Raw genomic sequence first — 21494 nt, forward strand, 5'->3', positions numbered from 1 at the left:
TCAGCAGAAGATCCAGAACCAGCAGTCGTCGTCGGGTGGTTCCGTCGTCGTGGTGGTCGCGGGGGGCGGCGTCGGCGGATCGGGCTCCTCGTCGGGCGGGTCCTCCGGCGACGTCGTGTCGTCGGGGTCGTCGGTGGTCGGTTCCGTCGTCGTCGGCGGTGGCCGCGTGGTGGACGGCGGCGCTTCGGTGGTCGTGGTGACCGGCGGCTCGCTCGTGCTGACCGGTACGACCGTCGAGGTCACCGGGTGGTCGACCGGCATGGCGGATGTCGATGGCGGCGCGGTCACCGTCGATGTCCGCTCCGGCGGGAAGATCACCGTGCGGTCGTCGGGTTCGGCGTTGATCCGGTCGGGTTCCGAGTCCAAGCCACCCGCGCCGACGAGGAAGGCCGCGACGAGACAGCCGACGATGACGGCGCCCATCACCGAGAGAACCCTGACGCGTGTTCGGGGACCTGGCGGGACTCTGTCATTCCACGGCTCGTCGTCGGCGAGCCGGGTCACCGACACATCGTCGTCCACCGGAGGAAGCCTTTCGGGCTGAGCAAGGCAACGGAGCTTCCATACCGTAGAACATCACCCAATGGAGGGACTGGCGACCCTATTGGTCACGGTCAGCGACCGATGTGCGTGTGGAGAAACGCCTCCAGCACCCCGGTGAACTCGGCGGGTCGCTCCAGGTTGGGCAGATGAGCGGTGTCCTCGATGACCGACAGCACCGAGCCGGGAATGCGCTCGTGCATGAACTCGGCGACGGAGACCGGGGTGAACTCGTCGTCGCCGCCCACGACCACAAGCGTGGGCACGTCGATGCCGGTGAGCAGTTCGGTGTAGTCGGGCCGCCGTGCTCTCCCTCGCAGCGCTGCCGCCGCGCCTTCCGGTGAAGTGCCGCGCATCATGCCGGACACGTGTGCCGCGACTTCCGGTGCCGATGCGATGGTCGCCGGGGCGATCATCTTCGACAGTACCTCGCGCGCGTAGCCGTCCATTCCCTCCCGGACGAGCCGGTCGGCCATCGTGTCGCGGGCGGTCCTGCCCTCCTCGGTTTCCGCCTGCGGCGCGGTGTCGGCCAGTACCAGCGCGCGAATCCGGTGCGGCGCCACGCGGTAGGTCTCCATGACGATCTGACCGCCCATGGACAGGCCGCCGAGTACGAACCGGTCGATGCCGAGCCGGTCGGCCAGCCCGATGAGGTCGGCGGCGAAAACCGAAAGCGGCGTGACCTCTTGGCCGACCGAACTCTCCCCGTAGCCGCGCAGATCCGGGGTCAGCACGCGGTAACCGGCGGCTGCGAGGTGGAGTGCCTGGGGCCGCCACATCGTGCGATCGAAGGGGTGGCCGTGGACGAGCAGCACCGGCTCGCCCGCTCCGAGATCGTCGTAGCCGATGGTGACGTCGTCGAACGAAATCCTGCTCACGTGACCGACGCTAGTCAGCGCGCTACGTCGGAGCAATGAAAACATTGACCTCGGTGCAATGTTCGCTACCGTGTGCGCGATGGAGGACTTTCGGGCGATCGCGGATTCGGTCGCCGAGGACATCGCGCGGGGCAGGCTCCGGGCGGGCGAGCGGTTGCCGCCACAGCGCCGGTTCGCGCGGCAGCGGGGCATCGCGGGCTCCACCGCGGCGCGGGTCTACGGCGAGCTCGCCGTCAGGGGACTCGTCGTCGGTGAGGTGGGGAGGGGAACGTTCGTGCGCGCTGGCAGACTTCCCCCGGCCCCCGCGCTCTCCGAGCCCGCGACGGCGGCCGTGGACCTCGAACTGAACTTCCCTGTCCTTCCGGGAAACGCCGATCTACTGGCACCGGGATTGCGCGCGTTGTCGCGCCCCGGCGCGCTCGCGGTCGCGGCACGGCCCGCGACCGTGGCGGGAACCCCGAGAGCGAGGGCGGCGGCTGCCGGACTGCTCGCCCGCGCGGGCTGGCGGCCGGAACCGGACCGGATCATGTTCGCGGGCAACGGAAGGCAAGCCATCGCCGCGGCGATCGGTGCCCTCCTGCCCCGGGGAGGGAAGCTCGGTGTCGAACCGTTCACGTACCCGCTCGTGCGCGGTATCGCGGCGAGATTCGGGGTGACGCTCGTCCCGCTCGACATGGACGACGACGGCCTCGTCCCCGATGGCATTCGCGGGGCGCGGCCGCATGCGGTCTACCTTCAGCCGACACTGCACAATCCGCTCGGCGGCACGATGCCTGCGGCGCGGCGCCATGAGGTGGCGACGGTGTTGCGGGACAACGACATTCCCGCCATCGAAGACACCATCTACGCGTTCCTGCGTGCCGAACCTCCGCTCGCCGCGTACGCCCCCGAGCACACCGTGCTCGTCGACAGTCTCTCGAAACGGCTGCTGCCGGGATTGACCGTCGGTTTCGCGGTGGCGCCGCCACGGTGGTACGAGGCCGTCGCGTCGTCGCTGCGCGCGGGAGCCTTCGCCGCGCAGACGTTCGCGCTGGAGGTGGCGACGGGATGGATGGAGGACGGGAGCGCCGACGCCGTCCAGCGCACGAAACCGGACGACGCCGCGCGCAGGCAACGGATCGCGGCCGAGCGGCTTTCCGGGTTCGACGTTCACGCCGATCCCGCCGCCTATCACCTGTGGTGGCGGCTTCCCCCGTCGTGGCGAGCCGAGACGTTCGTCGCGGCGGCCGCCCGGCGCGGCATCGCGGTGAGCCCCGGCGCCGCGTTCGTTGCGGGAACGGCACAATCGCCGGACGCCGTGCGCCTCGCGCTCGCCGCGCCGCCGGAACCGACGCTCGCCGCCGCGCTGGACGTGCTCGCGGGGATCGCGAGATCGGTGCCGGAGCACGAACTGTCCGGTTGACAGTCGGATCAGCGAAACGAGGCCCCCTGCCTGTGCGGCAAGGAGTTTGAGGCAGGCCCGGTCGTGTGCGGCAGGAACGTCGTCGTGCGGTGGTAGTGCCTGGTCACGCGCGGATACCAGGCTCTGGCGGGCTTTCCGGATCCGCGACGGAGCTCGCGAAACCGGCCCTTTTCCATGTCGTACCGCCGTTCACGGAGAGTTTGTGATCCGGTGACCGGGGTAGCCCTTTCCCGCAGAATGTGTTGTCACGAAGGGCATTCCGCCATGACCACACCAGGAGCACAGTCGTCCGCGCCGCCGCCCGCGGCGCTGGCAGCGGTCGCGGAAGAGGCGTTGCGCGCACTGTTTCGCAGGGTGGCGGGTGCCGTCGACGTCGAAAGCGTGGAGGACACGGACGAACTCCACGCGGTGCTGGGATCGCTGACCCTGGTCGTGGAACACCTCGCCAGGTGTCTTCCCGAGTTGAGCGACTGGATGGAACAGCAACTGTGGTCGGGCCGGCTCGGCTCGCCCGATTGCTTCGAGGACGTGACGAAGTCGACGTTCGAGGTCTCGGCCGCATTGGCGCGAGCGAACCGGCTGAGCACTCAGCTCAGCAGGGAACTGCGGCTGGCGCAGACGGCGACAGGGGACCCGGCCCCGCAGTGAGCCGTGCGCGAGTTTCGCGGCGGCCTCAGCCCGCGGTGAGGTCGCCGCGTTCCCTGGCGGGAAGCAGCGCGTTGGTTTCCTGCTGTTGTTCGATGGCTTCGATGAGTTCCTGCACGCTCATGTGCGCGACGAAGGCGATACCCGCTCGGTGTGCCTCCTCGGTGAGCTCGCCCATCGTCATGTCCTGTAGTTCCAGCTTCATTCGGGGTGATCTCCTCGCGGCAGGTGTTCGGTTGCCCTCCCGCGCGGCATACCCGCTCGCCGTCGGCTTAAGCCGGGACCGCGAGTCCCGCGTCCAGCCCGTCGAGATCCGCACTCAGGTCGCCGAGTTCCGCGTCCAGGTCGTCGAGATCCGCACCTGGGACGGTGAGTTCCGCGTCCAAGCACGCGAGATGCGCGTTCGGCGCCCCGGCTCCGGATACGGATCTCACGTGCCCGAGCGCGGATCTCGTTGACCGGAGCGCGGATCTCGCCAGCCCAAGTGCGGATGTCGCGTGCCTGGGCGCGGATCTCGCCAGCCTGGGCGCGGATGTCGCGGCCCGAACACGCTGACAGCGCACGGTGCCCCGCGTGTTCGCGGGGCACCGTGCGTCCGGGGACCGGGGTGGGGTCGCGGGGCGTCAGCTTCCGCTGACGGTGATCTTGCGCGGCTTCGCGGACGCGCTCTTCGGGACGGTGACGGTCAGCACCCCGTCCGCGAGCGCGGCTTCGATGTTGTCGGAATCGACATTGCGTGGCAGCGCGACGCGGTAGGAGAACCGGCCAGTGCGGCGTGCGCGCCGGAGCGGCGTTCCCTCGCGCTCCTTCTCCTTCGCCTCACCGGTGATGGTGAGCCGGTTGCCGGTCAGGTCGACATCGATGTCGTCCTTCTTCACCCCGGGCAGTTCCACCTCGACCGAGTAGCCCTCCTCGGTCTCGGTGACGTCGGCAGCCGGCGACCAGGTGCCGTCGCGCTCGGGCCTGGCCGCACCGAACACGCGGTAGAGGTTGTCGAATTCCCGGAACGGATCCCAGGTGCCCATCGGACGAGAGGTCCGGACGGCAGGCAGCGACATGGCGGTGACCTCCTGAATCTCGTGGCCCCGTGCGGGCCGTTCACCGCGTTCAACGAGATTGAGTCGACGTTTGTTCCCTAAGTTGAGCGTCAAGCGCTCAACTTAGGAGTCACGCCGCGGCCTGATTGGTCACGTGGCCGGTGACCGGCGAGTCCCAGTCGAGCCGGTAGTCGTGCACCCAGTCCTTGGTCGCCCTGTTGGCGGCCTTCGCGACGAGCGGCATGATGATCTTGTCGCGGATGAGCCTGCTGAACGCGTTCGGGATCTTGTGGTCACTCGTGCGCTTCGCCTGCGCGATGAGCTTTTCCACCCTGGTACGGCGGGCCTGCTCGAACGCGGCGAACGCGGCGGGCACGCTCGGCGTGTCCCTCAGGCACTTGGCAAGCACGATGCCGTCCTCGATGGCGAGCGAGGCACCCTGGCCGGAGGTCGGCGAGATGGCGTGCGCGGCGTCGCCGATCAGGATGATCGAGCCACGGTGCCAGGTGGGCACCTTCGGCATGTCGCACGTGTTCCACGGCGGCGCGATGTCCTCGGTGTGCGCGATGATGTCGAGCGCGGGGATGTCGTCGTCGGCGAAGAGCCGGTTCAGTTCCTCGCGCCAGCGCGGCGCCAGTTCCGCGAGTTCGGCGTCGGTGGCCTGCTCGGCCTTCGGCACGTTGGCGAACCACCACACCTCGCCCGGCCCGCGCTTGACGTAGGCGAAGAAGGCGCGCTTGCCGAAGACCATCCGGAAGACGCCCTGTTCACCGTCGACGTCGATGCCGTGGGCATAGCCGCCGGTGTTGAGCAGTCCCGTGTAGCGAGGTGCAGGGCAGTCCTCGTTGATGAGTGCCCTCGTCGGTGAGTTCAGCCCGTCCGCGCCGATCAGCAGATCGCCCTCGGCGATGGTGCCGTCGGTGAACTCGGCGACCACGGTGCCGTCGGCCCGGGTGGTGGCCTTCGCCAGCCGCTTTCCCCACTGGATGTCGATACCGCGCCTGGTCGCCTCGTCGCGCAGCCCGACGTAGAGGTCCGAGCGCATGATGGTCTGGCTGACGAGCCCGTCTTCCGTCGCCCTGCCGATGGGCAGCCTGGCGAGCGGTTTGCCCTTGGCGTCGCACAGTTCCAGGTGCGGTGTGTCGAAGCCGCCGAGACTGCTGGGGTCGATGTCGAGGACCTGTAGCGCGGCGAGCCCGTTGACCGCCACGTTCAGGTAGGCGCCGACGCCGTCGGCCGTGCGGTCGTAGGCCTCGTAGACGGTCGCGTCGATGCCTGCCTTCTGGAGGGCCATGGCGGTCACGGGTCCGGTGATTCCCGCTCCGATGATCAGTGCTCGTGTCATGCATTGACCATAATATGGTTAGCCATATTATGGTCAACGGGTGGGCGTGAACTATCGTGAGGTCGTGAGTGAACGAGCCCGGCCAAGGTCACCGCTGGCGATGGTGGTGCTGGTGCTGCTGTCGGAAGATCCGATGCACCCCTACCGGATGCAGCAGTTGATCAAATCCCGCCGCAAGGACGACGTCGTCAACGTCGCGCGCAGCAACAGCATCTACCAGACGATCGACCGGCTGCTCCGCGACGGCCTGATCGAGGTGCAGGAAAAGCGCATGGCCGACCTCGGCCCAGGCCGCATCGTCTACGGGCTGACCGAAGAGGGAAAACGCACGGTCGAACGATGGATCAACACCATGCTGGCGAGCCCGGCGAGGGAGTTCCCCGAATTCAGGGCGGTACTGGCGATGGTGGCCGGGACCGATTCGGGGGTCGTGCGCGAACAGCTCGAACGGCGCGCGGCGGCGCTGACCGCGACACTGGCGCAACTGGATGAGGAAATGCGGCAGGCCGAGCAGTTTGGCCTGCCGAGGGTGCTCGTGCTGGAGAACGAGTACGCGATCGCGGTCACCAGGGCCGAGCTGCGGTGGGTCGAGACGGTGGCCGCCGACATCGGTTCCGGCGAATTGGCGTGGTCGGTCGACCAGCTCGACGAGCTGCGCAGGAAACACGAACCGAACCTGGATGCCTAGCGTGGGTCATGCGCGCGAGTCCCCCGCCCAAGACGGCGAGATCCGCGCTCAGGTCGGCGAGTTCCGCGCTCGTGCGTGACGTGGGCGGGGTGGTTTGCCGGAGCACACCGGCAAACCACCCCGCCCACGAGGAGCCGAGACCACAGCCCGGCACCAATCGGCACTGACACCAATCGGCCCGGCCCCGACCGGCCCGGCGCTGGCCGATCCGGCCTCACTGATACAGGGTCGCCTTGATCTTCGGGTCGTCGATGTTGGTCTTGTCGTACCAGTAGAAGTTGGTGTCGATGGTCTTGGGAAGCTGCTCGCCGTCGATCGCCTTGATGGCCGCGTCGACGAGTTGCCTTCCCATGTCGATGGGATCCTGCGTCACGGCACCGGCCATGGTCCCGTTGTTGATGGCGTCGATCTGTGCCTTGCCCGAGTCGAAGCCGACCGTGGTGATGCCCTGTTTCCCGCTTTCCTGAACGCCTTTGATGACGCCGATCGCCGAGCCTTCGTTGGAGGCGTAGACACCGGCGAGGTCGGGGTTCGCCGAGATGATCGACTTCGTGATGTTGGCCGATTCGAGCTGGTCGCCGCCGCCGTACTGAGGATCGAGCACGGTGATGCCCGGCGCGTTCTGCCGCATCCACTCGCGGAACCCGTCCCTGCGGTCGGTTCCCGATTTGCTGGTCTGGTCGTGAACGACCATCGCGACCTTGCCCTTGCCACCGAGCTTTTCCGCCATGTGCTTGGCGGCCTCGGCCGCCGCGGCCTTGTTGTCGGTGGCAACCGTCGTCACCGGAATGTCACTGTCCACTCCGGAGTCGAAGGCGACGACGGGGATGTTCTGTCCCTTCGCCTGTTGCAGCAGGGGAGCGGCGGCCCGCGAGTCCAGCGCGGCGAATCCGATGGCCTGCGGTTGTTTCGCCATCTCGTTGGTGAGCATGTTGAGCTGGTCCTCGACGTCCTGTTCGGTCGGCGGCCCGACGAAGGTCACTCTCGCGCCGCGCGCGGCGGCCTCCTCCTCGGCGCCTTTCTTCACGGCCTGCCAGAACTGGTGCTGAAAGCCTTTCGAGACGATCGCGATGAACGGACCGTCGCCACCACCGGATCCGTTGCCGGAACCACACGCGGCGAGTGTCAGCGCCATGGCCGCACCCGCGACCACCGCAAGGGCCTTCCGCATTCTCATCACCAGATCTCCTTTGTTCTGGTTGGGCTTCGCGGCGTGCACGCCGGTGCGTTCACGCTTCTTTCTTCCTGATCCGATCGGTGTAGACGGCGACGAGAATGACGCACCCGAGGATGACGTTCTGCCATTCCTGTGGAATCGACATGATCTGCAATCCGTTGTTGAGCACCGAGATGATCAACGCGCCGATCAAGGTCCCCACGATCGAGCCCTTGCCGCCGGAAAGCGACGTGCCCCCGATGACGACGGCGGCGATGGCCTGCAACTCGTAGCCCATGCCGGTCGCGGGCTGCGCCGAGCCGAGCCTCGCCGAGATCATCACTCCGGCCAGCCCGATGAAAAGCCCGGCGAACGCGTAGATCGCGATCTTCCACTTGCGCACGTTGATGCCGGAAAGGGCGGTCGCTTCCTCGTTGCTGCCGATCGAATAGGTGTAGCGGCCGAGCACGCTCTTGGTCAGCAGTCCGCCCGCGATGAGCGCGATGACGAGCAGCACCAGCACCGCGTTGGGGAAGTTCACGCCGGGGACGAGGTTGCCGGTGGAGATCTCGACGTAACCGGGAACGTCGTTGAAGTAGATCGGCGTGCTGTCGGAAAGGACGAGTGCCAGTCCTTCGGCGACGAGCATCATCGCCAGCGTCGCGATGAACGGCGGAATCTTGAGCAGTGCCACGTTGATGCCGTTGATGAGCCCGATGAGCCCGCCGAACAGGATGGCCGCCGGAACGCCAACGGCGAGCGGAAGACCCAGCTTGACGAGGAAGACGCCCGACATGACGGCACACAAGGCCATGCCGGTTCCGATGGAGAGGTCGATGCCACCGGCGATGATGACGAACGTGGTGCCGATCGCGAGCGTTCCGATGACCACCGCGGAGAACAGAATCGCGGTGAAGTTGCCGTAGGTGAAGAAGAACGGGCTCGCGAAGGAGAAGAACGCGTAGATGACGATCAGGCTCGCGAAGGCGAGCAACTGCTGGAGCCTGCTCTTCACCACTCCGGAGAAGCCGCTTTCACCGGCCGTCTTCACCACTGTCATGGCTGGCCCGCTTTCCTCGAATGTCCGGTGTGGACGTCAGTGATGCCGAGTTCGGCCGCGTCCTCGGCGTTCTTGTCGGGACGCAGAGTCGCGTAGTGCATGATGTTTTCCTGGGTCGCCTGGCTGCCGCCGAGTATCCGGGTGACCCTGCCCTCGCTCATCACGACGACCCGGTGTGACATGCGAAGGATCTCGGGAAGCTCCGAGGAGATCATGATGATCGACTTCCCCCGCGCGGCCAGTTCGTTCAGCAGCTGATAGATCTCTTCCTTGGCGCCGACGTCGATCCCGCGCGTCGGTTCGTCGAAGATGAGGATGTCGCAGTCCTTCGCGAGCCATTTCGCGATGACCACCTTCTGTTGATTGCCGCCGGAGAGGTGTTTGGTGATCTGGTCGAGCGAGGGTGTCTTGATGCGCAATGTCGCAAGGTATTCCTGGGCTTTCGCCCTCGCGGCGCCGTCGTTGACGAACCCGGCCGTCGCGAACTGGTCGCGCAGGCAGGCGAGGGTGATGTTGGCTTTGACGTCCTGTTCCAGCAGCAGGCCGAAGCGTTTCCGGTCCTCGGAGAGATAACCGATGCCGTGCCTGGCCGCCGCCGAGGGGTTGGCGATGCGCACCGGTTCGCCGTGCAAGACGACGCTGCCCGAGGTGAGCGGATCCGCGCCGACGAGCGCGCGGGCCACCTCGGTTCGGCCCGCTCCCATGAGCCCCGCGAACCCGAGAATTTCGCCGTGCCGCAGGTCGAAGCCGACGTCGGTCAGCAACGTGGCGGTGGAGAGTCCGCGTGCTTCGAGAACGACGGCCCTGTCCGCGCGCACGTTCGACGGCTGGGCCGTGGTGTCGATGGCCCTGCCGACCATCAGCGAGATGATCCGGTCCGTCGACGCGGAGGAGACTCGCAGCGTGTCCATGTACTCGCCGTCGCGGATTACGGTGACCCTGTCGGCGATGCGCCGGATTTCCTCCATCCGGTGGGAAATGTAGATCGCGCCGGTGCCGTGGCCGACGAACCTGCGGATGAGGCCGTGCAGCGTCTCGACCTCGGCGTCGTTGAGTGCGGCCGTCGGCTCGTCCATGATCAGCACGACCGGGTCGTGGGCGAGTGCCTTGGCGATCTCGGTCATCTGCTGGTTGGCGACGGTCAGCGTGCCGACGACGGCCTTCGGGTCGAGTGGAAGACGCAGCCGGTCCAGCAGTTCGCCCGCCTCGGCGTTGAGCCGCCGCTCGTCGAGCAGTAGTTTCCATCTGCGCGGTTCCCTGCCGATGAAGATGTTCTGTGCCACCGTGAGGTGGGGCACGAGGTTGAATTCCTGGTGGATGATGCTGATGCCGAGTTCGAGCGCCTGCCTCGGCCCGCTGACCGAAAGCGGTTCTCCGCGCAGCCGGAATTCGCCCGCGTCCGCGGAATGAATGCCCGACAACAGTTTCATCAGGGTCGACTTGCCCGCACCGTTCTCGCCGACAAGCGCGAGCACTTCTCCCGATCGCAGGTCGAGTCGCATGTCGTGCAGCGCGCGTACCCCGGGGAAGCTCTTGTCGACGCCGGTGACCTCCAGCAGCGGTTCGCTCATGGTGGCTCCTCTCCGCGGTGCTCGCCAAGCCCGTACACCGTCCGCGCGGTGCCGGACAGCACCCGCTCGCGTTCGGCCGCGGACAGCGGGGCAAGCAACTCGGTGGTGATCTGCCACGCTCGCTGGTAGCCGCCGAAGGGAAGCGTCATCGGCCAGTCACCGCCGTACATGAGCCGTTCCGGGCCGTACACCTCCAGTGCGAGCCCGGCCGAGGCAAACACCGCGGACGTGGTAAACGGCTTGCCAGGCAGTTGCAGGCCGGACAGCTTGGCGAGCGTGTTGGGCTGCGCGGCGACCGCGCGCAGCGCCTCGGCCCAGTGATCGTGCGCGGGCCGCTGCCTCGGCGGCTTACCGAGGTGGTCGACGACGATGGTCAGTTCGGGCAGCGCTGAGGCGAGTTCGGCGACGGAGGCGAGGTGCCGGGGCCACGCGTCGGGAACGTCGAACGGTATCCCGCGCTCCGCGAGCAGCGTCAGCGAGCGGCGAACTCCGGGCAGGGCAAGGAAATCCGGCCTGGGATCATCGTGCACGAGGTGCCGGACGCCGACGAAGGCCGGGTCGGCTTGCCACCGGTCGAGCTGTCGTCGCGCCGTGGCCGGCTCGTCGAGGCGCACCCAGCCGACGACACCGGCGATCCAGTCGTGTTCGCGCGCGGTGGCAAGCAGAAACTCGGTGTCCGATTCGGAATCTTCCGCCTGTACGAGTATCGCGGCACCGACCCCAGCCGCGCGCAGTTCGGCGTGGGCCTGCCGCGCGGTGAAGGTGTCGTGCAGCACGGTTTCCCGTGGCAGCCAAGCATAATCGCTGACCGTCAGGTCCCACAGATGCAGGTGGGTGTCGATGGTCAGCACGACGTCAGCCCCTTGTCCCGCAAGGCTTTCCACAGCTCTTCGGGCACCGGTTCCGCCATGCGCCGCACGTTCTGCCTGAGCTGAGCCGCCGACGCGGCCCCGGTGACCACCGTGCGCACCGAAGGTTCCCTCGCGGCGAACCGCAGTGCCGCCGTGGGCAGGTCGACGCCGAACTCCGCGCAGACCGCCGCGATCGCGCGCACCTTCGTCAGCACCCCGGCAGGCACGGTCGCGTACTCGTATTTGCCGTCCTCCGCGGGAAAGGGCGTGGCGAGCAGGCCCGAGTTGAACACTCCGGCGCAGGCGACGCCGACGCCGTGCTCGCGACAGTAGGGGAGCAGTTCCTCCGCGGCAGGCTGTTCGGCGAGGGTGAAGCGGCCGGCCACCATGAGCAGGTCGAGGATTCCCGAACGCGCGCCGGCCAGCAGCGCTTTCGTGGACTTCGACCCGATACCGGCCGCGCCGATGACGCCCTGTTCCCTCAGCGCGGCGACGGCGTCGAGGCCGGTGGCGAGCGCGAGGTCCAATTCGTACTCGTCGGGGTCGTGCAGGTAGACGATGTCGACGTCGGCGATGCCCATTCTGGACAGTGATGCGTCGAGACTGCGGCGGATGCCGTCGGCCGAGAAGTCCCACACCCTCTTGCGATCGGCGGGAACCACGTAGTGGTTGGCCGTGTCGAGTGTCCGCGCGCCGCCGGGGTCGGGAACGAGCCTGCGCCCCACCTTGGTGGACACCACGTACTCGTCGCGCGGCTTCGTCGCGAGAAAGGCTCCGAGTCGTCGCTCGGCGAGGCCGAGCCCGTAGTGCGGGGCGGTGTCGAAGTACCGGATTCCGCAGTCCCAGGCCGCTTCCAGTACCAAGGCGGCCTGCTCGTCGGTGACCGGTTCGTAGAGGTTGCCCAGCGCGGCCGTGCCGTAGCCGAGAACGCCGAGCCCCCGGCTAACCATGCGAGTAATCCACAATGGATGATCGGTGCATCTCGGTTCCGGCCCCAGTGGCCTTCGGGGCGTGGTACCGGCCCGCTCGGACGTCGACGGGCGTGACGAAGTGCTCGTGAAGATGGTCGACGAATTCGATGGTCCGGTTCTCGGCGGTGCCCGACACCGCGACGAAGTCGAACATCGCCAGATGCTGCACGGCCTCGCACAGGCCGACGCCTCCGGCGTGCGGGCACACGGGAACGCCGAACTTGGCCGCGAGCAACAGGATCGCGATGTTCTCGTTGACACCGGCGACCCTCGTCGCGTCGAGTTGCAGGATCTGAAGCGCTCCCGCCTGGAGGAACTGCTTGAAGACGACCCTGTTGGCGATGTGCTCGCCGGTGGCGACGGGCACGGGGGCGATGGCCTTGGCGATGGCGGCGTGCCCGAGCACGTCGTCGGGGCTCGTCGGCTCCTCGACCCAGGCGAGATCGAATTCGCCCAGCGCGGCAATCCAGGCGATGGCCTCGTCGACGTCCCAGCGCTGGTTGGCGTCGACGGCGATGGGGAAGCCGGGACCGCAGGTCTGCCGTGCGATCGTGAGCCTGCGGATGTCGTCGGCGAGGTCGGCGCCGACCTTGAGCTTGATGCGGCCGAATCCCTCGTCGACGGCCTGAGCGCAGAGCCTGCGCAGTTTGTCGTCGTCGTAGCCGAGCCAGCCCGGTGTCGTGGAGTAGGCCGGATATCCCTCGCGCAGCAACGTGGCCTCGCGTTCGGCTCTGCCCCGCTCGGCCCCGCGCAGGATCGCGAGTGCCTCGTCGCGGGTCAGCGCGTCGGTGAGGTACCGGAAGTCGACCAGGTCGACGATCTGCTCGGGAGTCAGCGAGGACAGCAGTAGCCACAACGGTTTTCCCTCGCGCTTGGCCCTCAGATCCCACAGCGCGTTGACGACGGCCCCGACCGCCATGTGCATGATGCCCTTCTCGGGGCCGAGCCAGCGCAACTGGGAATCGTGGACGAGTTCGCGCCACAGTCCGCCGAGGTCCGCGAGCGTGCCGTCGACGTCCCTGCCGGTGAGGTGACTTTCCAGCGCGCGCAGTGCCGCGACCTGCACGTCGTTGCCTCTGCCGATGGTGAAGACGAATCCGTGGCCTTCGTGTCCGTCGGCCGCGTCGGTGAGGACGCGGACGTAGGCGGCCGAATAGTCGGGGTCGGGGTTCATGGCGTCGGAACCGTCGAGCGTGAGCGAGGTGGGAAACCGCACGTCATGCGTACGCAGGGCAACGATGCGAGCCACGAGCCATCTCCTGTCGGTATGGTCTACGTCACTGCTGTGCGGAACCATAGACATCCGATGTATTTGCCGTCAAGGTGGTGCGCGGACGCACTGACCGCCTGCTCGACGAAGAGGAGCGCATGGTGAAGCTCGCCAGGTTCGGCCCCATTGGAGCCGAACGGCCCGCGGTCTTCGCGGGGGAAACGGCCTATGACCTCGGCGGGCTCACCGCCGACATCGACGGCGCCTTTCTGGCTGAGGGAGGGATTTCGGCGGCCAGAACCGCGCTGGAGAACGGTGAGCTGCCCGAACTGGACACCGGCGCCAGGACCGGTTCCCCCATCGCGCGGCCGAGCGCGGTGGTGTGCGTCGGCATGAACTACGCGGCCCACGCGGCCGAATCCGGTTCGGAGCCGCCCGAGGTCCCGATCCTTTTCCTCAAGACCCCCAACACCGTGGTGGGTCCCGACGACGACGTCACCATCCCGCCGGGAAGTGAGCGCACCGACTGGGAGGTGGAACTCGGCATCGTCATCGGCAGGCGCACCGCCTACCTCGGCTCGCCCGCCGAGGCGATGAACAGCGTCGCGGGGTTCGTCGTCGGCAACGACGTCTCGGAGCGGCGATTCCAGCTCGCCGACTCGGGAGGCCAGTGGAGCAAGGGAAAATGTGCCCCCGGCTTCAACCCGCTCGGCCCGTGGCTGGTGACGCCGGACGAGGTCGACCACACCGGTCTGCGCTTGCGGAGCTGGGTCAACGGGCAGCCGCGGCAGGATTCGAGCACGGCCGACCTCGTCTTCGGGGTCGAATACCTGCTGTGGCACATCAGTCAGTACCTGACGCTCGAACCGGGCGACCTCGTCATGACCGGCACCCCGCAGGGGGTGGCGTTGTCCGGCAGGTTCCCCTATCTCGCCCCAGGCGACGTCGTCGAGCTGGAGATCGAGGGACTCGGCAGGCAGCGGCAGACGTTCGTCGAGTACTCGCCGGACGCGGTTTTCCGTGCGGAGGAAGGACATCATGGCTGAGTTCGACGGACTCACCGCCGCGGTCACCGGTGGCGCGTCGGGAATCGGCGCCGCCGTCGTCGCCGCGCTGCGGGAACGGGGCGCTTCCGTCGCCGCGATCGACCGGAGTGACTTCACCGCGGCCGACGGGGTGCTCGCCGTGCCGGCCGACGTCACCGACGACGGGTCCGTGCGCCGTGCCGTCGGAAACATCGCGGAGCGATTCGGCGGACTGGACATTCTCGTCAACAACGCCGGCATCGGCGCGCAGGGCACGGTCGCCGACAACGACGACGAGGAGTGGTGGCGGGTACTGGACGTCAACGTACTCGGCATGGTGCGCATGAGCAGGGCCGCGCTGCCCTACCTGCGTGAGTCGTCTTCGGCCGCGATCGTGAACGTCGGTTCTATCGTCGCCACGGCCGGACTTCCGCGGCGGGCCCTCTACAGCGCGTCGAAAGGGGCCGTGCTCGCGTTGTCGAGAGCCATGGCCGCCGATCATCTGCGCGAGGGCATCAGGGTCAACTGCGTCAATCCCGGCACCGCCGACACCCCGTGGATCGGCAGACTGCTCGACTCGGCTGAGGATCCGGAGGCGGAGCGGGCGGCGCTGTGCGCGCGGCAACCGCACGGAAGGCTGGTGTCGCCGGGCGAGGTCGCGCACGCCGTCGTGTATCTCGCGAGTCCCTTGGCCGCCTCGACGAGCGGGGTCGGCATCGCGATCGACGGTGGCATGCAGGATCTGCGGTTGCGGCCCGCCTGACTACGGTCAGGATTCGACGAGTGTCTGCCGGATCCACTGTTCGACGCCCGCGATGTGGACCGTCGCCCATGCTCCCGCGACCTCGGCCTGTCGCGCGGCGAGCGCTTGCTGGATGGCCCTGTGCTCGGCGAGGGTTCGCTCGACGGCCGCTTCCTGGGTGATGCCCCGCCAGGTGCGGGCCCGCTGGGTGCGGCCGGACACGCTTTCCACGAGCGAGGACAACACCTGGTTGCCGGAACCGGCCGCGATCCGCCGGTGGAATTCGAGATCGTTGGCGACGAGCTGCTCGACGGAGGGGGAGGTGCCGAGCGCGTCGATCAGGTCGGCGAGCCCTTCGACCTCCTCTTCGGACATGTTCACGGCGGCCATCGCGGTGGCGGCCGGTTCGATGATCCGGCGCGCTTCGAGGAACTGGAGCACCGTGTCGTCGCGGTGGAAGTCGACGACGAATCCCATGGCGTCCATGAGCAGTGACGGTTCGAGGCTCGTGACGTAGGTGCCATCGCCCCTGCGCACGTCGAGCACGTGGATCAGCGACAGCGCCCTGACCGCCTCGCGAAGGGAACTGCGGGAGAGCCCCAGCCGCTCGGCGAGGTCGGGTTCGCGAGGGAGCCGGTCGCCTGGCCGCAACTCCCCGTCGACGATCATCTGCTTGATCGCCTCGATGGCGTCGTCGGTGACGGACATGGTGCTCCTCGTGCTCCCGGTGCGGGACTCGCGGATCTGGACGGGCTCAGAATACATCGGATCTTTGCTCCTTCTCGGTGATGTCGCTCGCTCACCGTGGGGGCGATGGCTGCTCGACTCGATCGCCTGAATCCGCTTGACGCAACTACCCCCCAGGGGTACAACTGTGTCAGCCGGATACGGGTGGGGGGTAAGCTGAACCCCATTCGGAATCAGTGAGGAGAAGGACGATGCGGGGATACACCGGAGATAAGGACAGCTACCTCAAGCGACTGCGGCGGGTCGAGGGGCAGATCCGGGGCTTGCAGCGGATGGTCGAGAACGACGAGTACTGCATCGACGTGCTCACCCAGATCTCGGCCGCGACCAAGGCATTGCAGGCGGTGTCTCTGGGGCTGATGGACGAGCACCTCAAGCACTGTGTCGCTGAGGCCATCGCCGAGGGCGGCGAGACCGCGGAGGAAAAGGTTCGCGAGGCAAGTGAGGCCATCGCCCGCCTCGTCCGCTCCTGACTCGACGGCGCGGGAAACACCAACCGGAACACATTCATGGAGGACATGGCGATGACTGAGACGACCTACACGGTGACCGGGATGACCTGCGGGCACTGCGCCGCCTCGGTGACGGAGGAGGTCGAGGCCATCGACGGCGTCACCGGCGTCGCCGTCGACCTGCCGACCGGAGCGGTCACCGTCAGCAGCGAGAAGGAACTCGGGCTCGACGACGTCAAGGCGGCCGTCGAGGAAGCCGGATACACACTGAACACCTAGAGATTGTTTCGTGGGTGGTTTGAGTGGCGGTGCGGGTGGCGGAACCTGAGGTGGCTCCTCGCCGCGGGATCGTCTCCTCATGTATTCCGATACACCACGTTGACGCTGTCCTCGCGATGGAACCACCTCAGAACCCGCCGCGGTGCCGGTTGCTTGCCCACTCCAACCGGCTTCGCCGCTTATTGAACACCTAGGCGGTTCACGTGGGCTCACCACGGGAACAGGACTTCGAGGACTGACATGAACACAGCAGCGAAGCTTTCCGCCTACGGAGTAACCCTCGCCATCGTCGCCGCGGGCGCGTGGATGATCGGGAACGCTGTCGGTCCCCCTGTCGGCAATGCCGGCGCACCCGCCGAAGAGGACGGCGGGCACGGGGACGGTCACGGCGGCTCCGTCGCGGAAGCCGAGCAAATCGACCAGCCCGAGGGGCTGGCGTCGTCCAGGGGCGGTTACACCCTCACGCCCACCAGCACGACGCTCGCCACAGGGACCGAAGGCGACTTCTCGTTCCGGATCATCGGGCCGCACGGCGATCCGGTCACCAGGTTCGAGACGGAGCACGAGAAGAAGATGCACCTCATCGTGGTGCGCGGGGACACGTCCGGATTCCAGCACGTGCATCCGACGATGGACGCCGAAGGCACCTGGACCGTCCCGCTGAACATCGAGGACGCCGGTGGATATCGCGCCTTCGCCGACTTCGTCCCGGAAGGAGGCGAGTCGATGACACTCGGCGTCGACCTCGCCGCGGCCGGTGACTTCCAGCCTCGCGACTATCAGCCGAGCCGGGTGGCGAAGGTGGATGGATACGAGGTCAGGCTCGACGGCGAACTTATCGCAGGCAAGTCGACGCTGGTGACGCTGACCGTCAGCAAGGACGGAAGGCCGGTGACCGATCTCCAGCCGTATCTCGGAGCCGACGGGCATCTCGTCGCCTTGCGCGAAGGGGATCTCGCCTACCTGCACGTCCACCCGGGAGACGACCCGAGGGGCGGCCCCGAGATCACCTTCCACACCGAGGTTCCCTCGGCGGCCACCTACCGGTTATTCCTCGACTTCCAGCACGAGGGCACGGTGCGCACTGCCGAGTTCACGGTGGAAGGAGCGCACTCATGACCACCGGGCACGCGTCGGCACCGCGGGACACCGCCGGTCGCGGCGACCGGGATGAGGTCGAGCTGGCGATCACGGGAATGACCTGCGCTTCGTGCGCGGCCCGCATCGAACGCAAGCTCAACAAACTCGACGGCGTCACCGCGACGGTCAACTACGCCACCGAGAAGGCGAAGGTCAGCTTCGGTGCGGACGTCCTGCCGGAACAGCTCGTCGAACAGGTCGAGGCCGCCGGTTACTCGGCCACCCTGCCGAAACCCGAGCGGGACGGCGGCACTGACGAAAGCGGCGAGACCACGGACGGCGACGACGCCGCGACGAGGTCACTGCGGCAGCGGCTGCTGACCTCGCTCGTGTTGTCGGTTCCGGTCGTGGCCATGGCGATGATCCCCGCGTTGCAATTCACCTACTGGCAGTGGATTTCGCTGGTGCTGGCCGCGCCAGTGGTGGTGTGGGCGGCGTTGCCGTTCCACAAGGCGGCGTGGGTGAACCTGCGCCACGGCGCGGCGACCATGGACACGCTCATTTCGATGGGCACCATCGCCGCGCTCGCCTGGTCGCTCTACGCGTTGCTGTTCGGCACCGCGGGTGTGCCCGGCATGGTGCATCCGTTCGAGCTGACCATCGAGCGGATGAGCGGCGACGGCAACATCTATCTCGAAGTCGCCGCGGGGGTCACGACGTTCATCCTCGCGGGCCGCTACTTCGAGGCGAGGTCCAAGCGAAGGGCGGGGGCGGCGCTGCGGGCGCTGCTCGAACTCGGTGCCAAGGACGTCGAGGTCGTGCGGGACGGAAGGCCGCTGCGCATCTCCGTCGACGAACTGGTGGTCGGCGACGAGTTCGTGGTCAGGCCAGGGGAGAAGATCGCGACCGACGGTGTCGTCGCCGAGGGCAGTTCGGCCGTCGACGCCAGCATGCTCACCGGTGAGTCGGTCCCTGTCGAGGTCGGTCCGGGCGACCAGGTGGTCGGTGCGACCGTCAACTCGGGCGGCAGGCTGCTGGTGCGGGCGACCAGGATCGGTGCGGACACGCAGCTGTCGCAGATGGCGAAGCTGGTCGAGCAGGCGCAGACCGGCAAGGCGGCCGTGCAGCGCCTTGCCGACCGGATCTCCGCCGTGTTCGTCCCTATCGTCATCGCGCTCGCGGTGGGAACGCTCGCGTACTGGCTGGGTACCGGGGGCACGGCGACGGCTGCCTTCACCGCCGCCGTCGCGGTGCTGATCATCGCTTGCCCGTGCGCTCTCGGTCTCGCCACGCCGACGGCGTTGCTCGTCGGAACGGGCAGGGGTGCCCAGCTCGGCATCCTCATCAAGGGGCCGGAGGTGCTGGAGTCCACGCGCAAGGTGGACACCGTGGTGCTCGACAAGACCGGGACGGTCACGACGGGCAAGATGGCGCTGGCCGACATCGTCGTTGCCGACGGGGTCGCCGCTGACGACGTGCTCAGGTTCGCCGGTGCGCTGGAGGACGCCTCCGAGCACCCGATCGCGCGGGCGATCGCGACCGGGGCGCGGGAACGGGTCGGCTCACTGCCTGCCGTCGAGGAATTCGGCAACGTCGAGGGGCTCGGCGTGCAGGGCATCGTCGAGGGCCACGCGGTGCTCGTCGGCCGGACGGCACTGCTCGAACAGTGGAGTCACCACCTGTCCGGCGAGCTGGTCGAGGCGAAAGCCGAGCACGAGCGCAAGGGCGGGACCGCCGTCGTCGTCGGCTGGGACGGTGCGGCACGCGCGGTGCTCGTCGTGGCCGACACGGTGAAACCGACCTCGGCCGAGGCGATCGGGCAACTGCGCGACCTCGGCCTGAACCCGGTGTTGTTGACAGGGGACAACGAAGCGGTCGCGCGGACCGTGGCCGCCGAGGTGGGGATCACCGAGGTGATCGCGGAGGTACTGCCCAAGGACAAGGCCGCCGTCGTCAGCAGGTTGCAGGGCGAAGGCAAGGTCGTGGCCATGGTCGGAGACGGGGTCAACGACGCGGCCGCGCTCGCACAGGCCGACCTCGGGCTCGCGATGGGCACGGGAACCGACGTGGCGATCGAGGCGAGCGACCTGACGCTCGTTCGCGGGGATCTGCGGACCGCGGCCGACGCGATTCGCCTTTCCCGCAAGACCTTGCGCACCATCAAGGGCAACTTGTTCTGGGCCTTCGCCTACAACGTCGCGGCGCTGCCGCTCGCCGCGGCCGGCTTGCTGAACCCGATGCTCGCCGGTGCGGCCATGGCGTTCAGTTCCGTGTTCGTGGTCAGCAACAGCCTGCGGCTGCGGGCATTCCGGTAACCAGGTACGGCTACGGCCTGCCGTGGTGGTCGAGAACCTTGGCCAGCAGTGAGACGAGCTGCTCGCGTTCCTGATCGTTCAGGGGCGCGAGCAGCTTTTCTTGTACCTGCCCGAGAACCGTTTCGAGCTCGTCGAGCCGGGTGCGCCCGCTCGCGGTGACGGTGATGACGTTGCGCCTGCGGTCGGCGGGATCGGGGCTGCGGTCCACGAATCCCGCTTCGGCGAGTTCGTTGACCGCGGCGACGATGTCGCTGAGGTGGATACCCGTTCGCCTGCCGAGGTTCGCCTGGCTCTCGGGTCCGAACTCGGTCAGCGTCGCCAGCAGCCGGTAGTGGTATCCGCGCGCGCCGACGGCGGCGAGGTTGTCGGCGACGAGCCGGTGCGCGGGCAGCGATGCCTGGGTGAGCAGCCAGCTCGGCAGGGAACGCAGTCTGGCCGGGGCGGCGTGTGGATGGGAGTCGGCCATGCGAGGACCCTAACACCCGGTGTTCGGACAACTAACGTTCGAAACACCAACGTTGCGGCGCCCCGAGATCCGCACTCAGCCGCGCGAGTTCCGCACTCAGGACGCCGAGATCCGCACTCAGGACCGCGAGTTCCGCGCTGGAGCCAGGGTTCCGCTCACGACGGTGGCTCCGAGGTCTTCCGAGTGCGCCACCGTCGCCGTCAATCCGGCGCGCGTGAGGGCGGCGACCGCGAGTGGGGCCTGGCTTTCGCTTGTCTCGAAGAAGAGGTGCCCTCCCGGCGCGAGCCATTCCGGAGCCTCGGCGGCCACGCGGCGCAGCAGGTCGAGCCCGTCGGGCCCGCCGTCGAGTGCGCGCGGCGGTTCGTGCTCCCTGGCTTCCCTCGGGAGCAGGCCGACCTCTCCGCTCGGCACGTAGGGGACGTTGGCCAGTACGACGTCGACCGTGCCGCGCAACGAAGGGGGCAGCGGAGCGTAGAGATCGCCGTGGTAGGCGCTCCCGCCGAACTCGGCGATGTTGCGCCGGGCGCAGTCCGCGGCGGCGGGGTCGATGTCGGCGGCGAACAACCGCACGTTGCCGAGCACGCGGGCCAGCGCGGCTCCCAGCGCCCCGGAGCCGCAGCACAGGTCGACGACGATCGGGGCGGGCGGCGCCACGGCGGCGGCCCTGTCGACAAGGAACTCGCTGCGCCTGCGGGGAACGAAAACGCCGGGGGCGAGCGTGACCCGGTCGCCGTGAAACCCCGCCCAGCCGAGCAGGTGCTCAAGCGGCGTGCCCTCGGCGCGGCGGCCGACGAGCGCGGCCAGTTCGGCCTCGCTCGTCGCGGCCTCGATCAGCAGTCGCGCCTCGTCCTCGGCGAACACGCAGCCTGCGGCACGCAGACTGGCGACGACGTCGGATCGAGGCAAAGCCGGAACAGGCATGTCAGCAGTCTTCCAGAACCCCGCCGGCCTCCGCGCGTGCGGTACCGAGTCCTCAATAGACAAATAAATGTCCACAATGGAAATACGGCTCGGGTGGGTTGCCGCTCTCGCCC

At 67.9% G+C, this 21494-nt stretch carries 24 protein-coding genes; 9 read left to right on the forward strand and 15 right to left on the reverse strand.

Features of this window, described 5'->3' with window-relative positions; all coding sequences use genetic code 11:
• Nucleotides 1-522 carry a hypothetical protein gene (locus tag BAY61_RS08360; RefSeq protein WP_091794670.1) on the reverse strand — a complete coding sequence of 174 codons (522 nt, stop codon included), beginning with the start codon at nt 520-522 and terminating at the stop codon, nt 1-3.
• A 92-nt stretch (nt 523-614) separates the two neighbouring features.
• Complete coding sequence (locus BAY61_RS08365) at nt 615-1418, reverse strand: alpha/beta fold hydrolase (protein WP_245865914.1); 804 nt, start codon at nt 1416-1418, stop codon at nt 615-617.
• A 79-nt stretch (nt 1419-1497) separates the two neighbouring features.
• Here BAY61_RS08365 and BAY61_RS08370 point away from each other — a divergent pair, with 79 nt between their 5' ends.
• Both BAY61_RS08370 and BAY61_RS08375 read left to right on the forward strand, forming a co-directional pair.
• A complete protein-coding gene (locus tag BAY61_RS08370) occupies nt 1498-2820 on the forward strand; it encodes an aminotransferase-like domain-containing protein (RefSeq protein WP_091798428.1) in 1323 nt (440 codons plus the stop codon).
• Nucleotides 2821-3084: 264 nt separating this feature from the next.
• Nucleotides 3085-3468 carry a hypothetical protein gene (locus BAY61_RS08375; protein ID WP_091794675.1) on the forward strand — a complete coding sequence of 128 codons (384 nt, stop codon included), beginning with the start codon at nt 3085-3087 and terminating at the stop codon, nt 3466-3468.
• Nucleotides 3469-3493: 25 nt separating this feature from the next.
• Here BAY61_RS08375 and BAY61_RS32800 read toward each other — a convergent pair whose 3' ends face one another.
• The 4 genes from BAY61_RS32800 to BAY61_RS08385 form a co-directional block, all read right to left on the reverse strand.
• A complete protein-coding gene (locus tag BAY61_RS32800) occupies nt 3494-3670 on the reverse strand; it encodes a Rho termination factor N-terminal domain-containing protein (RefSeq protein ID WP_110057663.1) in 177 nt (58 codons plus the stop codon).
• A 67-nt stretch (nt 3671-3737) separates the two neighbouring features.
• The gene (locus BAY61_RS32805) at nt 3738-3899 is read right to left on the reverse strand and encodes a hypothetical protein (RefSeq protein WP_170140061.1); all 162 of its coding nucleotides are present in this window, start codon (nt 3897-3899) and stop codon (nt 3738-3740) included.
• Between the two features lie 189 nt (nt 3900-4088).
• Nucleotides 4089-4523 carry an Hsp20/alpha crystallin family protein gene (locus tag BAY61_RS08380; protein WP_091794677.1) on the reverse strand — a complete coding sequence of 145 codons (435 nt, stop codon included), beginning with the start codon at nt 4521-4523 and terminating at the stop codon, nt 4089-4091.
• Nucleotides 4524-4632: 109 nt separating this feature from the next.
• A complete protein-coding gene (locus BAY61_RS08385; RefSeq protein ID WP_091794679.1) occupies nt 4633-5847 on the reverse strand; it encodes an FAD-dependent monooxygenase in 1215 nt (404 codons plus the stop codon).
• 64 nt (nt 5848-5911) lie between these two features.
• Between BAY61_RS08385 and BAY61_RS08390 the strand changes: the two genes are divergently transcribed.
• On the forward strand, nt 5912-6535 hold the full coding sequence (locus BAY61_RS08390; RefSeq protein ID WP_245865916.1) for a PadR family transcriptional regulator: 624 nt from the start codon (nt 5912-5914) through the stop codon (nt 6533-6535).
• A 214-nt stretch (nt 6536-6749) separates the two neighbouring features.
• Here the strand turns inward: BAY61_RS08390 and BAY61_RS08395 are convergent, their stop codons facing one another.
• From BAY61_RS08395 to BAY61_RS08420, 6 genes are read right to left on the reverse strand one after another with little or no spacing between them, the layout of a single operon-like run.
• Nucleotides 6750-7712 carry an ABC transporter substrate-binding protein gene (locus BAY61_RS08395; protein ID WP_091798431.1) on the reverse strand — a complete coding sequence of 321 codons (963 nt, stop codon included), beginning with the start codon at nt 7710-7712 and terminating at the stop codon, nt 6750-6752.
• A 52-nt stretch (nt 7713-7764) separates the two neighbouring features.
• Nucleotides 7765-8751 (reverse strand): ABC transporter permease, encoded by a 987-nt coding sequence (locus BAY61_RS08400; RefSeq protein WP_091794683.1) that lies wholly within the window; start codon nt 8749-8751, stop codon nt 7765-7767.
• Complete coding sequence (locus BAY61_RS08405; protein WP_091794685.1) at nt 8748-10322, reverse strand: sugar ABC transporter ATP-binding protein; 1575 nt, start codon at nt 10320-10322, stop codon at nt 8748-8750. The genes BAY61_RS08400 and BAY61_RS08405 overlap by 4 nt, the downstream gene beginning before the upstream one ends.
• A complete protein-coding gene (locus BAY61_RS08410; protein ID WP_091794687.1) occupies nt 10319-11173 on the reverse strand; it encodes an amidohydrolase family protein in 855 nt (284 codons plus the stop codon). The genes BAY61_RS08405 and BAY61_RS08410 overlap by 4 nt, the downstream gene beginning before the upstream one ends.
• Nucleotides 11167-12123, reverse strand: a complete 957-nt coding sequence (locus BAY61_RS08415) for an aldo/keto reductase (protein WP_091794689.1) — start codon at nt 12121-12123, stop codon at nt 11167-11169. Before BAY61_RS08415 ends, BAY61_RS08410 begins: the two co-directional genes overlap by 7 nt.
• Nucleotides 12116-13393, reverse strand: a complete 1278-nt coding sequence (locus tag BAY61_RS08420) for an enolase C-terminal domain-like protein (RefSeq protein ID WP_091794691.1) — start codon at nt 13391-13393, stop codon at nt 12116-12118. The genes BAY61_RS08415 and BAY61_RS08420 overlap by 8 nt, the downstream gene beginning before the upstream one ends.
• A 122-nt stretch (nt 13394-13515) precedes the next feature.
• Here BAY61_RS08420 and BAY61_RS08425 point away from each other — a divergent pair, with 122 nt between their 5' ends.
• Both BAY61_RS08425 and BAY61_RS08430 read left to right on the forward strand, forming a co-directional pair.
• Nucleotides 13516-14400: a fumarylacetoacetate hydrolase family protein gene (locus BAY61_RS08425; RefSeq protein WP_091798434.1), complete on the forward strand. Its 885-nt coding sequence runs from the start codon at nt 13516-13518 to the stop codon at nt 14398-14400.
• Nucleotides 14393-15142 (forward strand): SDR family NAD(P)-dependent oxidoreductase, encoded by a 750-nt coding sequence (locus tag BAY61_RS08430; RefSeq protein WP_091794694.1) that lies wholly within the window; start codon nt 14393-14395, stop codon nt 15140-15142. Before BAY61_RS08425 ends, BAY61_RS08430 begins: the two co-directional genes overlap by 8 nt.
• Before the next feature lie 6 nt (nt 15143-15148).
• Here BAY61_RS08430 and BAY61_RS08435 read toward each other — a convergent pair whose 3' ends face one another.
• The gene (locus tag BAY61_RS08435; protein WP_091794697.1) at nt 15149-15829 is read right to left on the reverse strand and encodes a FadR/GntR family transcriptional regulator; all 681 of its coding nucleotides are present in this window, start codon (nt 15827-15829) and stop codon (nt 15149-15151) included.
• Between the two features lie 230 nt (nt 15830-16059).
• Between BAY61_RS08435 and BAY61_RS08440 the strand changes: the two genes are divergently transcribed.
• The 4 genes from BAY61_RS08440 to BAY61_RS08455 all read left to right on the forward strand — a co-directional run bounded on the left by BAY61_RS08440 (nt 16060) and on the right by BAY61_RS08455 (nt 19994).
• A complete protein-coding gene (locus BAY61_RS08440; protein ID WP_091794700.1) occupies nt 16060-16341 on the forward strand; it encodes a metal-sensitive transcriptional regulator in 282 nt (93 codons plus the stop codon).
• 51 nt (nt 16342-16392) lie between these two features.
• Complete coding sequence (locus BAY61_RS08445) at nt 16393-16599, forward strand: heavy-metal-associated domain-containing protein (RefSeq protein ID WP_091798437.1); 207 nt, start codon at nt 16393-16395, stop codon at nt 16597-16599.
• 240 nt (nt 16600-16839) lie between these two features.
• Nucleotides 16840-17718 (forward strand): hypothetical protein, encoded by an 879-nt coding sequence (locus BAY61_RS08450; protein WP_091794703.1) that lies wholly within the window; start codon nt 16840-16842, stop codon nt 17716-17718.
• Entirely contained in the window at nt 17715-19994 is a 2280-nt protein-coding gene (locus tag BAY61_RS08455) for a heavy metal translocating P-type ATPase (RefSeq protein ID WP_091794706.1), read from the forward strand. The genes BAY61_RS08450 and BAY61_RS08455 overlap by 4 nt, the downstream gene beginning before the upstream one ends.
• A gap of 10 nt (nt 19995-20004) precedes the next feature.
• On the opposite strand, the gene BAY61_RS08460 is transcribed toward BAY61_RS08455, so the two are convergent.
• Together BAY61_RS08460 and BAY61_RS08465 are read right to left on the reverse strand one after the other, a co-directional pair.
• Complete coding sequence (locus BAY61_RS08460) at nt 20005-20460, reverse strand: MarR family winged helix-turn-helix transcriptional regulator (RefSeq protein ID WP_091794709.1); 456 nt, start codon at nt 20458-20460, stop codon at nt 20005-20007.
• A 117-nt stretch (nt 20461-20577) separates the two neighbouring features.
• Entirely contained in the window at nt 20578-21381 is an 804-nt protein-coding gene (locus tag BAY61_RS08465; RefSeq protein ID WP_091794712.1) for a putative protein N(5)-glutamine methyltransferase, read from the reverse strand.
• Between the last annotated feature and the right edge of the window lie 113 nt (nt 21382-21494).

This window comes from Prauserella marina, assembly GCF_002240355.1.
GTDB lineage: Bacteria > Actinomycetota > Actinomycetes > Mycobacteriales > Pseudonocardiaceae > Prauserella_A > Prauserella_A marina.

Coding starts and splice junctions, on each gene's coding strand:
- BAY61_RS08370 (WP_091798428.1), top strand. CDS start 1,498: ATGGAGGACTTTCGGGCGATCGCGGATTCGGTCGCCGAGGACATCGCG.
- BAY61_RS08375 (WP_091794675.1), top strand. CDS start 3,085: ATGACCACACCAGGAGCACAGTCGTCCGCGCCGCCGCCCGCGGCGCTG.
- BAY61_RS32800 (WP_110057663.1), bottom strand. CDS start 3,670: ATGAAGCTGGAACTACAGGACATGACGATGGGCGAGCTCACCGAGGAG.
- BAY61_RS08380 (WP_091794677.1), bottom strand. CDS start 4,523: ATGTCGCTGCCTGCCGTCCGGACCTCTCGTCCGATGGGCACCTGGGAT.
- BAY61_RS08385 (WP_091794679.1), bottom strand. CDS start 5,847: ATGACACGAGCACTGATCATCGGAGCGGGAATCACCGGACCCGTGACC.
- BAY61_RS08395 (WP_091798431.1), bottom strand. CDS start 7,712: ATGAGAATGCGGAAGGCCCTTGCGGTGGTCGCGGGTGCGGCCATGGCG.
- BAY61_RS08400 (WP_091794683.1), bottom strand. CDS start 8,751: ATGACAGTGGTGAAGACGGCCGGTGAAAGCGGCTTCTCCGGAGTGGTG.
- BAY61_RS08405 (WP_091794685.1), bottom strand. CDS start 10,322: ATGAGCGAACCGCTGCTGGAGGTCACCGGCGTCGACAAGAGCTTCCCC.
- BAY61_RS08415 (WP_091794689.1), bottom strand. CDS start 12,123: ATGGTTAGCCGGGGGCTCGGCGTTCTCGGCTACGGCACGGCCGCGCTG.
- BAY61_RS08430 (WP_091794694.1), top strand. CDS start 14,393: ATGGCTGAGTTCGACGGACTCACCGCCGCGGTCACCGGTGGCGCGTCG.
- BAY61_RS08435 (WP_091794697.1), bottom strand. CDS start 15,829: ATGTCCGTCACCGACGACGCCATCGAGGCGATCAAGCAGATGATCGTC.
- BAY61_RS08440 (WP_091794700.1), top strand. CDS start 16,060: ATGCGGGGATACACCGGAGATAAGGACAGCTACCTCAAGCGACTGCGG.
- BAY61_RS08445 (WP_091798437.1), top strand. CDS start 16,393: ATGACTGAGACGACCTACACGGTGACCGGGATGACCTGCGGGCACTGC.
- BAY61_RS08450 (WP_091794703.1), top strand. CDS start 16,840: ATGAACACAGCAGCGAAGCTTTCCGCCTACGGAGTAACCCTCGCCATC.
- BAY61_RS08455 (WP_091794706.1), top strand. CDS start 17,715: ATGACCACCGGGCACGCGTCGGCACCGCGGGACACCGCCGGTCGCGGC.
- BAY61_RS08460 (WP_091794709.1), bottom strand. CDS start 20,460: ATGGCCGACTCCCATCCACACGCCGCCCCGGCCAGACTGCGTTCCCTG.
- BAY61_RS08465 (WP_091794712.1), bottom strand. CDS start 21,381: ATGCCTGTTCCGGCTTTGCCTCGATCCGACGTCGTCGCCAGTCTGCGT.